Origin of the sequence: Methylobacterium sp. J-088 (genome assembly GCF_022829295.1) — a bacterium.
GTDB lineage: Bacteria > Pseudomonadota > Alphaproteobacteria > Rhizobiales > Beijerinckiaceae > Methylobacterium.
In genome coordinates this window covers 1-12225 of sequence record NZ_JAKSYH010000139.1, presented here as the reverse complement: position 1 = coordinate 12225, position 12225 = coordinate 1, and the positions used below count along the sequence as shown (strand labels likewise).

Sequence of the window (12225 nt, the reverse complement as noted above, 5' to 3'; positions counted from 1 at the left end):
CGATATGAGTCCGCCTGGGGCTCAGAAATCCAGATCCGCGTAGTGGGCGGCGGGCGGCATGCCGGCGACCCGGTCGGCGAGCAGGCCCCGGAACGAGGGCCGCGACTTCACCCGGGCGTACCAGTTCCGGGCCATCTCGTCCTCGTCCCAGGGCACGTCGCCGAGATAATCGACGCAGGAGAGATGGGCAGCCGCCGCGAGGTCGGCATAGGTCAGGTTGTCGCCCGCGATCCAGCGGCGGCGAGCGATCAGGTAGCCGATATATTTGAGATGATAGCGGACATTGGCCCGTGCGGCCCGGATCGCGTTCATGTCGGGCGGACCGCCGCCCTGGTTGGACGCCATGAAGCGCTTCGAGATCTTCTCGTTGACGAGGTAACCCGTCACCTCCGATTCGAACTTCACCAGGAACCAGTCGAGCAGCCGCCGCACCTCGACCCGCTCCACGGTATCGTCCGGCAACAGGCGACGCCCGGTGAGGCCGAGCCCGCGGGTCTCATCGAGGTATTCGGCGATCACGCCCGCGCCGGGCACCACGAGGCCGTTCTGCTCCAGCAGCACGGGCGTCACGCCCGCCGGATTGATCAGCAGGAAGTCATCCCGGCGCTCCCAGGGCCGTTCCTCGAACAGAGTCGGCTCCATGCCCATCTCGGCGAGGACGAGACGGATGAACCGGGAATTCGCGCAGAAGGGGAAGTGGTAGAGGGTCGCCATCGAGGCCGTTTGGGACGTTCGGTCGGGCAGCGCGGTCGGTCCCGCGCTCGGCGAGGGTCCTGAAGCGCAGGACTTCGGCGCGCAGGACTTCGGACCGAGCGTTATTGCCCGACCGTTGCCGAGCCCTTAACACGCGCAGCCGGTATCGGTAACCGCCCGTCAATCCTGATGGGCGAACCCTCCGGCCAACCCTTAGATGGCGCGACCTGCTCGGCACGGGCCGGCGCGCGCCCGCGGCAGCAGGACGTGACGATGGATCCGGTCAGCATCGGCAAGGCAGTCCTGCTCGCGGTGGTTGAGGGCGCGACCGAGTTCATCCCGGTCTCCTCCACGGGGCACCAGCTGCTGGTCGGCCATTTCATCGGGTTCCACTCGCCCAACAACACCTTCGAGGTGCTGATCCAGCTCGGCGCGATCCTGGCGATCCTGCTGGTCTATTTCCGCCGCCTGCTGGGCATCGCCACCGCGCTGCCGAACGATCCCAAGGCCCGCCGCTTCGTGCTGGGCATCCTGGTGGCGTTCCTGCCGGCGGCGATCATCGGCGGCCTCTTCTCGAAGGTGATCAAGGCGTATCTGTTCAACCCCTGGATCGTCTGCGCGACCCTGGTGGCGGGCGGCCTCGTGCTGCTCGTCATCGACGACACCGACCTGAAGGTGCGCAAGACCGATGTCTACGACTTCTCGCTGCCGATGGATCTGAAGATCGGCATCTTCCAGTGCCTCGCGATGATCCCCGGCGTGTCGCGCTCCGGCGCCACCATCGTGGGGGCGATGCTGATGGGGGCCGACAAGCGCTCGGCCACCGAGTTCTCGTTCTACCTCGCCATGCCCACCATGGCGGGCGCCTTCGCCAAGGATCTGCTGGACAATTACAAATACCTGTCGAGCGACGATGTCGGCCTGATCGCGATCGGCTTCGTCGTCTCGTTCGTCTCGGCGCTGCTCGTGGTGCGGCTGCTGCTCGATTACGTCTCCCGGCACGGCTTCTGGCTGTTCGCATGGTGGCGGATCATCGTCGGCGCACTGGGTTTTGCGGGATTGATCATTTTCGGTTGATCGTTCTTCGCGTGCCTTGCTTCGGCCGATGCCCGCAAATCGTCGGCCGGACTGCTCTCTCCGGCCCCTTGCTGTGTCAGGCGTGATCGATGTGCGATCTCGGGGAGCTCACACGTCGGCTTGAAAGGGCGCGGGTCCCCTCTCTCCCGAGCGGGAGAGGGGGGAAAGTCACGCTCTGTGACAAGCCGCGGCTCAAACCCGTGCAGTCCCGGCGGGGATGTAGTGCACGCCTTTTTCAGGATATTGGACGCAGACGCGTCAGTGTGAGTCTCGTCGCCTCGGCGGCTAGTCTCCGCGCACTTCAAAACCCGCTCACGCCGGGCTCAAGCTTTCCTCAACCATCGGGCGATTGCCACCGGCGAGGCGGCATGCGAGGCAAACCCCTGGAAGCGGCGCACTAGACGCCGCGTTCTGGGACGATCCGATGGAAGACAGACCGCTCGCCGATCTCTTCGAGCCCGCAGACCGGGCGCGCTGGCTCGGCCTCGTCGAAGGCGTCCTGAAGGGCGCCGATTTCGAGAAACGGCTGGTCTCCCGGACGGCGGATGGGCTCCGGATCGAGCCGCTCTACAGCCCGGCGGCGCCGGTCGCCCAACCGGTGCGCGAGCCCGGTCCGTGGCGGATCGCCCAGCGGATGGATCATCCGGCTATCGCCGCCGCCAACGCCCAGGCGCTGACCGATCTCGAAGGCGGCGCGGACGCGCTTGTCCTGGCCTTTGCGGGCGCCCCAGGGGCACGCGGCTATGGACTGACGGTTGCAAGCGTCGACGACCTCGACGCCGCGCTGACGGGCGTGATGCTGCCCCTGATCAACCTGCGCGTGGATGCCGGCAGCCGGGGGCTCGAAGCGGCCCACCTCGTCAAGGCGCTGGCCGAGCGGCGCGGCGAGGATTTGTCGACCTACGATGTCGATCTCGGGATCGATCCCGTCGGCGTGCTGGCGGCGACCGGCGGCCTGGGCGCCGTCTGGAGCGAGATCGCTCCGCGGCTGGCCGGGATCGCGGCGGAGCTGGAGACGGCGGGTTTCCGCGGCCGGGCCTTCCTGGCCGATGGGCGCCCGTATCACGAGGCCGGGGCCGGCGAGGCGGCGGAGCTGGGGGCCGTGCTCGCCACCGCGGTGACGTATCTCCGCGCCCTCGAAGCGGCCGGACACGACCTCGACACGGCCCGTTCGCGCATCGCGGTCCTGCTGGCGGCCGATGCCGACGAGTTCGTCACGGTCGCGAAGTTCCGCGCGCTGCGGCGCCTCTGGGCGCGGGTCGAGCAGGCCTGCGGGCTTGCGCCGAAGCCGCTGCGTCTCCACGCAGAGACCGCGTGGCGGATGATGACCAAGCGCGATCCGTTCGTGAACATCCTGCGCACCGGAATGGCGGCGGCCTCAGCCGGGATGGGCGGCGCCGACAGCGTCGCGGTCCTGCCCTACACGCAGGCGCTCGGGCTGCCGGATGCCTTCGCCCGGCGCGTGGGGCGCAACAGCCAGATCGTGTTGCTCGAAGAATCGCACCTCGCCCGCGTCAGCGATCCTGCGGCGGGCGCCGGTGGGTTCGAGGCGCTGACCGCGGGGATCGCCGAGGCCGCCTGGGCGGCGTTCCAGGCGATCGAGGCCGAGGGCGGCATCGTCGCCTCCCTCAGCGTCGGCAAGCTGCAGCGGCGGATCGAAGCGATCCGCGAGACGCGCGCGAAAGCCGTGGCGACCCGCCGGGAAGCGCTCACCGGCGCCAGCGAATTTCCGAACCTCGCCGAGAAGCCGGTCACGGTGCTCGACGTGCCGAAGGTCGCGCCACCCCAGGGGTCCAATTTCGGGCCCGGTTCGGCGGTCGCCTGCGATGCCCTGCCGTCCCAGCGCCTCGCGGAACCCTACGAGGCCCTGCGCGACGCCTCCGACGCCTATCACGCCTCGACCGGCCGCCGGCCGGCCGTGTTCCTGGCCAATCTGGGTTCGGTGGCGGCGTTCAACGCCCGGGCGACCTTCGCGGCCAACGCGTTCGCGGCCGGCGGTATCGAAGCCCTGTCGAATGACGGCTTCCCCGATGCCGAATCCGCAGCGGTGGCGTTCCGGGAATCCGGAGTTCCGCTCGCCTGCATCTGCTCGACCGACGCGATCTATGCCGAACGCGCGGTCGAGACCGCGGAGGCCTTGGCGCGGGCCGGCGCGGGCGTGATCTACCTCGCCGGAAAACCGGCTGATCTGGCCGAGCCGCTGAAGCAGGCGGGCGTGCAGACCTTCCTGCATGCCGGGTGCGACCTGCTCACCGTGCTGAATGGGGCTTTGCGCACGGCCATGAGGCCGCCGTCGCGGACTGCCTGATCCCGGCGCCGTTCCCACAACGCTGCGCAGGCGGCTCGGCTGGGACGGGTTCGGGGCCGGCACACGCGAATACCGCGGCCATCGGAGCGCGGGCGCCTCGGACGAGGCTGCGACCTCGTGTCATGGAACGATCGCGCTCCGGTCCGAAATGCGGCTGCGCGAATGCCGAGCCAGCCGCGTTCCCGACGCAATCATGAGGGAATGCTGAACGCGGTTCGGATCACCGACGAGGCCGCCGCATGAAAACTTCGATCCTCGCGTCCCTCACCCTCCTCGCGTTCGTCTCGACGGCGCAGGCGCGTCCGCATCGACACCCGGCCGCACCGACGTTGAACCAGGCCGAGGCCGAGAAGACGCTGGCTCCGCTGCGGCAGGCGGCGACGGTTTGCTTCGCCGATACGGTCCTGTCGAACCCCAAGGCCACCGCCGAGGCGCGGGCCGGCCGCTGGTTCGAGGCCGTGGGCATCACGGGCTTCCTGTGTCGCCCGGAGGTCGCCGCGATGATCCAGGCGCATGACCGGCTCTACGGAGCGAAGACCGGCGAACGCTACTTCAAGAGTGCCTACGTCAAGCACCTCGACCAGCAGCTCGCCGAGCGGCTCCAGCCGATGCTGCTCCACAAGGCCGTCGCCAGCGCCGAGCCGCCGGTCGATAGGACCGCCGAGGACAGTGCCGCAGGCAACTGAGCCGGCACCTCTCAGGTTGGAAGCGAGTCGGCGATGCCCTACGAGCTTCACTACTGGCCGATGATCCAGGGGCGCGGCGAGTTCGTCCGCCTCGCCCTGGAAGAAGCGGGCGCCGACTACGTCGACGTCGCGCGCCAGGACGACGATGCCGGTGGAATCGGTCCGATGCTGGATCGCCTGTCGGACCCTGCGAACCCACGCCCGCCCTTCGCGCCGCCCGTCCTGCGCGACGGTGATCGCGTCATCGGACAGACGGCCGCGATCCTGCTGCATCTTGGCCAGCGCCTCGGGCTGGCGGGCACCGGCGAGCGGGACCGGATCTGGACGCACCAACTCCAGCTCACCATCGCGGATGCCGTGGACGAGGTGCACGACACCCACCATCCGCTCGGCGTCGATCTCTATTACACCGATCAGAAGCCCGAGGCCCTGCGCCGGGCGGCCGGGTTCCGGACGACCCGGATGCCGAAGTTCTTCAGTTATTTCGAGCGCGTTCTGGCCGCCAATGGCGGTGCGCACCTGGTCGGCGCGGATCTGACCTATGCCGACCTGTCGCTGTTTCAGCTCGTCGACGGGCTGCACTACGCCTTCCCGAGAGCGACATCGGCGGCGCTACAGGCTGCGCCCTCTGTGGAGCGGCTGCACGACACCGTGGCGCAACGCCCGCGGATCGCCGCCTATCTGGCGAGCGAGCGCCGGATCCCGTTCAACGAGGACGGTATCTTCCGACGCTATCCCGAACTCGACGGCTAGCGCGTCCTGGCTCTGACTGTCTGCGAGATAGGGCGATCCGAATGTGACCTGCACCTTGCCTCTGGCTAAGCAGGTTTGAGGCCCACGGCTCATGGCTGAGCGCGACAGGCCCCCTCTCCCGTGCGGGAAAGGGTTGGGGTGAGGGACGAGAACGCTCTGCATAAGGCACGTCATCGACGCGCGTTCAGGTGCTGTCTTTTCCTGAAAGTTCTGGACCCTGTCCCTCTCGCGCTCGCGAGAGGGGATACGCGCCTGTTCAAACCGACGCGTGAGCCCGCTGGAACCTCAAATCTGTGTCGCCCCATCGCCCATTATGGTGATGGAGATGCGTCGCCCATGGCGCCATTTATCGACCGAACAGACACCGCTCAGAACGGCAGCTTCATCCCGGGCGGCAGGGGCAGACCCTTGGTCAGCTCGGCCATGTGCTCCTGCATCGTCGCTTCCGCCTTGCCGCGGGCATCGTTGCAGGCCGCCACCACTAGATCCTCCAGGATCTCGCGCTCGTCGGGCACCATCAGGGACGGATCGATCGTGATCCCCTTCATCTGGCCCTTGGCCGTCATGGTGACCCGGACCGAGCCACCGCCAGAGGCGCCGGTGACTTCGATCTGATCCATCTCGGCCTGCAGGTTGGCCATCTTCTCCTGCATGGCCTGGGCCTGCTTCATGATGCCCATTAGGTCACGCATGCGGATCCCTCCCCGTTCTGTCGTCGTCTGATCTGGGTACGCGCCGCCCGGCCCGCCAGCGATGGCCGGGCTGGAGCATCAGCTTTCGTCGTCCTCGAGCTCATCCACCCGGGCGGCGTCGCCCTCGCCGAGGATCTCCTGCTCGGGGGTGGGCAAAGCCTCGGCGGCGGTGTCGCGCACGTCGACGATCTCGGCGCCGGGAAAGCGCGTCAGCACCTCGCGCACGAACGGATCGGCGGCGGCGTTCTCCCGGCGGGTCTCGACCACGGCCCGGGCCGCCGCATCGCGGGTCGGCTCGCCCGCCTCCTTCGAGAGCGCGACGACCCAACGCCGGCCGGTCCAACGCTCGATCGCGGCCGCGAGGTCGGTGGCGAGGCTCGCCCGCCCCCCTTGAGCGAGGCGGAACTCGATCCGCCCCTCCTCGAAGCGCACCAGATGGACATCCCGTTCAAGCGCCGTCCGCAGCAGGATATCGCGATTGGCATCCGCCAGCGCGATCAGATCCTCGAACCGGCCGAGCCGCGGCGCTGGCGGCGCGACGGGGGCGGGTGGCGCGACGGGCGCGGCCATCGCAACCGGAGCAGCCTCGAGGATCGGTTCCGCCGCTATCGTCCGGGGGGAGGCCGCCAGAGCCGCCGAACCGCCGCCGCGCAGGTCCGGGATCGGCGGCAGCGCCGGGCGCGCCAGTGCCGGCGGCTCGTCGGCGGGCGCTGCGGCGGCGTCGGCCTTGAGCTGGCGCAGGGCCTCGTCCGGTGTCGGCAGGTCGGCCGCGTAGGCGAGGCGCACGATCGCCATCTCGGCCGCCGCCAGGGGGCGCGGCGCGGCCTGCACCTCGGGGATCGCCTTGAGCAGGATCTGCCACGCCCGCGACAGGGCGCGGATCGAGAGCTTTTCGGCGAACGCGCCGCCGCGGACGCGCTCGGTCTCGCTGAGCGTGGGATCCTGGGCGGTTTCGGGCACCACCTTCAGGCGGGTCACGAGATGCGTGAAGGCCGCGAGGTCCGAGAGCACCACCGACGGGTCGGCGCCAGCATCGTACTGCGCGCGCAGCTCCGAGAAAGCCGCCGGCACGGAGCCGCGCATCACAGCCTCGAACAGGTCGAGGATGCGGGCACGGTCGGCCAGACCCAGCATGTCGCGCACGCTCTGCGCGGTGACGGCCCCGGCCCCGTGCGCGATGGCCTGATCGAGGAGCGAGAGCGCATCGCGCACGGAGCCTTCCGCGGCGCGCACGATCGCGCCCAAAGCCTCCTCCTCCGCCTCGACCCGCTCGGCGGCGCAGACCTTCGCGAGATGCGCGTGGAGCACCGGCGCCTCGACCCGGCGCAGGTCGAACCGCTGGCAGCGGGACAGGATCGTCACCGGGACCTTGCGGATCTCCGTGGTGGCGAACACGAATTTCGCGTGGGGCGGCGGCTCCTCCAGCGTCTTCAGGAAGGCGTTGAACGCCTTCTCGGAGAGCATGTGGACCTCGTCGACGATGTAGACCTTGTAGCGCGCCGAGACCGGTCCGTAGCGGATGCCGTCGATGATCGCGCGCACGTCGTCGATGCCGGTATGCGAGGCGGCATCCATCTCCAGCACGTCCATGTGCCGGGATTCCATGATGGCCGCGCAGTGCAGGCCGAGTTCCGGCATCGACACGGTCGGGCCGGTCTCGGGCTGGCCGGCGAGGGCGTAGTTGAGGCCGCGGGCGAGGATGCGGGCCGTCGTGGTCTTGCCGACGCCGCGGACGCCCGTGAGCATCCAGGCCTGCGGGATGCGGTTGGCCGCGAACCCGTTGGCGAGGGTGCGGACCATCGCCTCCTGGCCGATCAGGTCGCCGAAATGGGTGGGGCGGTATTTGCGCGCGAGCACCCGGTAGGGCGCCGCCGCCGCGGCGGGGGCTGCAAACCCGGGCAGGCCCGGCTCGTCGTCAGGCGTGCCGGTCGAAGCGTCCATGCCGGTCGGAATCGGGCTGCCGCGCGAGAATGAGGTGGGAGGCTGGACGAAGACCCGCTCGGTCTCGTTAGGGCTGCTTCCTTCCGGACCTGACCCGGTTGGCGAGTGAAACGTCCCTCGCCAACCCCCCGCCGGCTATATGGCCGGGCCGTGCCTCGAACGCAAGCGCCGCCTCTCTGCGCCGGCTACTCGGCCTTGCGCTTCACGATGGCGAGGGTCTTCGGATCGAGCTTCAGGTCGAACGTCTTGCCGTTGGCATCGATGGCGTCGTCCACCTCGATCATACCGTCGTCGAGCTCGATCTCGTCCCACTTGGTGAAGCCTTCCTGGCGGAGCATGGCCTCGACCTTGGCCTGCTGATCGGGCGGCAGCTTTTCGTCGGCCCGGGCGGCGACGCCGAGGCCGGCCAGAATCGCGATGGCAAGAATCGCGAGGGCGTGAAAGGGCGTGGCGCGATGCATGGGCGTTCTCCATCGGGTTGATCGTCGAGTTTGAACAGGAATGCGGCAGTCCTGTTCCGCTTGGCCGGACATCCTCTTGAGCGCCTTGCGATTCTCCCGCACAGCTAGGCCATTGCGTGCGTCGGGGATTCGTCACCTATGGTCACCCGCGTCGCCACCGTGGCCTTCGAAGGCATCGAGGCGCGGGCGGTGGACGTGCAGGTCCAGATCATCCCGGGCTCGGTGGTGTTCAACGTGGTCGGCCTGCCCGACAAGGCGGTGGGTGAATCCCGCGAGCGGGTGCGCGGCGCACTGATCGCCTCCGGCCTCGCGCTGCCGGCCAAGCGCATCACCGTCAACCTCGCCCCGGCCGACCTGCCCAAGGAAGGCTCGCATTACGACCTGCCGATCGCGCTCGGCGTGATGGCGGCGATCGGCGCGATCCCGGCGGACGCGCTCGGCGGCTATTGCGTGCTCGGCGAACTCGCGCTGGACGGCAGCATCACGGCGGTGAACGGCGTGCTCCCGGCGGCCATCGCGGCGGCGGCGCGCGGGCTCGGGCTGATCTGCCCGGCGGCGACCGGCCCGGAGGCCGCCTGGGCCGGGGGCGATCTCGACGTGCTGGCCCCGCGCTCGCTGATCCAGCTCGCCAACCATTTCAAGGGCAGCCAGGTCATGGCCCGGCCGGAACCCTCGGTGGCGGGTCAGGCCGGTCCCCTGCCGGATCTCGCCGACATCAAGGGCCAGGAGGGCGCCAAGCGCGCCCTGGAGATCGCCGCGGCGGGGGGACACAACCTGCTGATGAACGGGCCGCCGGGCTCGGGCAAGTCGATGCTGGCCACCCGCCTGCCCTCGATCCTGCCGCCGCTCGGGCCGCTCGGGCCGCGCGAGCTGCTCGACATCTCGATGATCCAGTCGATGGCGGGCGCGTTGAAGGACGGCGCCCTCTCGAACCGCCGGCCGTTCCGGCAGCCGCACCACTCCGCCTCGATGGCGGCCCTGGTCGGCGGCGGCCTCGGAGCACGGCCGGGGGAGGTGTCGCTGGCCCATGGCGGGGTGCTGTTCCTCGACGAATTGCCCGAGTTCAACCCCCAGGCGCTCGACAGCCTGCGCCAGCCCATGGAAACCGGCGAGGTCATGATCGCCCGGGCCAATCACCGGGTGACGTATCCGGCCCGCTTCCAGCTGGTCGCCGCCATGAACCCCTGCCGCTGCGGGCAGGGCCTGGAGCCGGGCTATGCCTGTCGGCGCGGGCCGAACGATCGCTGTATGGCCCAGTATCAGGCGCGAATTTCCGGCCCGCTGCTCGACCGGATCGACCTGCGCATCGAGGTGCCGGCGGTCACCGCGGCCGACCTGATCCTGCCTCCGCCTGCGGAGGGATCGCGTGAAGCGGCCGCCCGCGTCGCCGCGGCCCGCGCCCTCCAGACGGCGCGTTTCGGCGAGCGCGGGCTGCCGGCGGCCACCACCAACGCCACCTGCCCGGCGAACCTGATCGAACAGGTCGCGAGCCCAGACGCGGATGGTACGGCGCTGATCCGGCAGGCGGCCGAGAGCATGCGGCTCTCGGCCCGCGGCTTCCACCGCACGTTGCGCGTCGCACGGACGCTGGCCGACCTCGACGGCGAGGCGCAGGTCCGCCGGCTGCACCTTGCCGAGGCCTTGTCCTATCGGGGCCGGGGCGACAGCGCGGCGGCGGCGGCTTGAGCGCGGAACCGGACAGCGCCCTCACGGTCACGATCGGCCAGCACAGCGCCGCCGGCCGCAAGGCCGAGAACCAGGATTTCCACGGCACCCTGGTGCCGTCGCCGCCGGCCCTCGGCCTCAAAGGCATCGCGGTGGCGCTCGCCGACGGGATCAGCAGCAGCGCGGCCGGCGCGGCGGCGAGCGAGACCGCGGTCAAGAGCTTCCTCGGCGACTATTACGCCACCCCCGACACGTGGTCGGTGAAGAATGCCGCGCAGCGGGTGATCGCGGCGGCCGATTCCTGGCTCTACGCCCAGACCCGGCGCGGCCTCGATCCCAACGATGCCGACCGCGGCTACGTCACCACCTTCGACGCGCTGATCCTGAAGGGGCGGAGCGCCCACATCTTCCATGTCGGCGATGCCCGGATCTGCCGGGTCTCGGGCCGGTCCCTCGAACAGCTCACCGAGGATCACCGCGTGGTGGTTTCCGCCGCCGAGTCCTATCTCGGCCGGGCGCTCGGCGTGACCGGCCGGGCGGAGATCGACTACCAGAACCTCGCCATCGCGGCTGGCGACATCTTCGTGCTCACGACGGACGGGGTCCACGAGCACGTCCGTCCCCGGGAGATCGTGGCCGCGATCATGGCCGCGGACGATCTCGACGCGGCAGCCCGGACCATCGTCGAGGCGGCCCTCGCGGCCGGCAGCCCGGACAACCTGACGATCCAGATCGTCCGGGTCGATGCCGTGCCGGAGGGCGAGGCCGCCGACCTTCTTGGGGATGTCGAGGGGCTCGATCCGGCACCGCTGCTCGATCCGCCGGCCGAATTCGACGGCTACCGGCTCCTGCGGATCCTCCATTCCGGTGCGCGCAGCCGGGTCTATCTCGCGGAGGACGGAGAGACCGGGGGTCGGGTTGCCCTGAAGGTGCTGTCCCTCGATCTGCGCGACGATCCGGCCCAGCGCAAACGCGTCGCACTGGAGGAGTGGATCGCCCGGCGGATCGACAACCCGCATGTGCTCAAGGCCCATCCGCCGGCGCGCCGCCGCAGCCACCTCTACACGGTGATGCGCTACGTCGAGGGTCAGACGCTGACCCAGTGGATGCGGGACCACGCGTTGCCGGAGTTGGAGAATGTGCGCGGCCTCGTGGAGCAACTCGTCAAGGGCGTGCAGGCCTTCCACCGGAAGGAGATGGTCCATCAGGACCTCCGGCCCGACAACGTCCTGATCGACTCAAACGGGATCGTGCAGGTGATCGATTTCGGCGCCACCCATGTCGCCGGCGTCGTCGAGGGCGATCCGCGGATCGATCCCGCCGAGATTCTCGGGACGGTGCAGTACACGGCACCGGAATGTTTTTTGGGTGTCGCATCCACGGCCGCTTCCGACGTGTTCTCGGTGGGCGTCATCGCCTATCAGATGCTGACCGGACGGTTGCCCTACGGCGATGCGGTGCCGCGGGCGCGCACGGCCGCGGCCCAGCGCCGGCTGCGCTACGCTTCGGCGCTCCCTGTACGGCCGCTGCTCCCGGTCTGGGTCGATGGCGCGCTGCGTAAGGCGGTGCATCCCGATCCGCTCAAGCGCTACGCGACGCTGTCGGAATTCGTGCATGACCTACGGCATCCGAACCCGGCCTTCACCGACACCCGCCGGCCGGCCCTGCTGGAGCGCGATCCGCTCCTGTTCTGGCGGCTGCTGTCGCTGGTTTTGGGGATTGTCGCGCTGACGCTGGCGGGCGTCCTGATCGCGCATGCGCCGAGATGAGTGCAGGGATCTAGACCTCTCAGCCGGAGCTCAACGCCCTTCAAGAGAAGCGCGTTTCCCCTCCCCCTTGCGGAGAGGGGTTAGGGGTGGGGGTGGTTCAGGATCGAGCGTGACGGTGCCGTCTGCACCACCCCCACCTCCGGCTCCTCCCCGCAAGCTCGAGCGATCCCGGGCAAGCCC

At 69.6% G+C, this 12225-nt stretch carries 10 protein-coding genes and 1 other RNA gene; 6 read left to right on the top strand and 5 right to left on the bottom strand.

Translation table 11 applies throughout. From position 1 onward, the window contains the following. Nucleotides 1-21 precede the first annotated feature (21 nt). Nucleotides 22-714: a glutathione S-transferase family protein gene (locus tag MKK63_RS15585; RefSeq protein WP_244003272.1), complete on the bottom strand. Its 693-nt coding sequence runs from the start codon at nt 712-714 to the stop codon at nt 22-24. Between the two features lie 252 nt (nt 715-966). On the opposite strand from MKK63_RS15585, the gene MKK63_RS15580 reads away from it, so the two are divergent. The 4 genes from MKK63_RS15580 to MKK63_RS15565 all read left to right on the top strand — a co-directional run bounded on the left by MKK63_RS15580 (nt 967) and on the right by MKK63_RS15565 (nt 5517). Further along, nucleotides 967-1770 carry an undecaprenyl-diphosphate phosphatase gene (locus MKK63_RS15580; RefSeq protein ID WP_244003270.1) on the top strand — a complete coding sequence of 268 codons (804 nt, stop codon included), beginning with the start codon at nt 967-969 and terminating at the stop codon, nt 1768-1770. Between the two features lie 424 nt (nt 1771-2194). Then, nucleotides 2195-4078, top strand: coding sequence for a methylmalonyl-CoA mutase family protein (locus MKK63_RS15575; protein WP_244003267.1), 1884 nt, complete (start codon nt 2195-2197; stop codon nt 4076-4078). A gap of 239 nt (nt 4079-4317) precedes the next feature. Then, the gene (locus tag MKK63_RS15570; RefSeq protein ID WP_244003265.1) at nt 4318-4764 is read left to right on the top strand and encodes a hypothetical protein; all 447 of its coding nucleotides are present in this window, start codon (nt 4318-4320) and stop codon (nt 4762-4764) included. Between the two features lie 33 nt (nt 4765-4797). After that, the gene (locus tag MKK63_RS15565) at nt 4798-5517 is read left to right on the top strand and encodes a glutathione S-transferase family protein (RefSeq protein ID WP_244003263.1); all 720 of its coding nucleotides are present in this window, start codon (nt 4798-4800) and stop codon (nt 5515-5517) included. 368 nt (nt 5518-5885) lie between these two features. On the opposite strand, the gene MKK63_RS15560 is transcribed toward MKK63_RS15565, so the two are convergent. From MKK63_RS15560 to MKK63_RS15545, 4 genes are all read right to left on the bottom strand, one after another. Next, the gene (locus tag MKK63_RS15560) at nt 5886-6209 is read right to left on the bottom strand and encodes a YbaB/EbfC family nucleoid-associated protein (protein ID WP_244003261.1); all 324 of its coding nucleotides are present in this window, start codon (nt 6207-6209) and stop codon (nt 5886-5888) included. 78 nt (nt 6210-6287) lie between these two features. After that, nucleotides 6288-8150 (bottom strand): DNA polymerase III subunit gamma/tau, encoded by a 1863-nt coding sequence (locus tag MKK63_RS15555; RefSeq protein ID WP_244003259.1) that lies wholly within the window; start codon nt 8148-8150, stop codon nt 6288-6290. A 32-nt stretch (nt 8151-8182) separates the two neighbouring features. Further along, nucleotides 8183-8281, bottom strand: an RNA gene (gene ffs, locus MKK63_RS15550) — signal recognition particle sRNA small type. Nucleotides 8282-8335: 54 nt separating this feature from the next. Next, on the bottom strand, nt 8336-8611 hold the full coding sequence (locus tag MKK63_RS15545) for a PepSY domain-containing protein (RefSeq protein ID WP_244003257.1): 276 nt from the start codon (nt 8609-8611) through the stop codon (nt 8336-8338). 138 nt (nt 8612-8749) lie between these two features. Between MKK63_RS15545 and MKK63_RS15540 the strand changes: the two genes are divergently transcribed. Together MKK63_RS15540 and MKK63_RS15535 are read left to right on the top strand one after the other, a co-directional pair. Then, complete coding sequence (locus MKK63_RS15540) at nt 8750-10297, top strand: YifB family Mg chelatase-like AAA ATPase (RefSeq protein WP_244003255.1); 1548 nt, start codon at nt 8750-8752, stop codon at nt 10295-10297. Next, nucleotides 10294-12045 carry a bifunctional protein-serine/threonine kinase/phosphatase gene (locus MKK63_RS15535; protein ID WP_244003252.1) on the top strand — a complete coding sequence of 584 codons (1752 nt, stop codon included), beginning with the start codon at nt 10294-10296 and terminating at the stop codon, nt 12043-12045. The genes MKK63_RS15540 and MKK63_RS15535 overlap by 4 nt, the downstream gene beginning before the upstream one ends. Nucleotides 12046-12225: the final 180 nt, after the last annotated feature.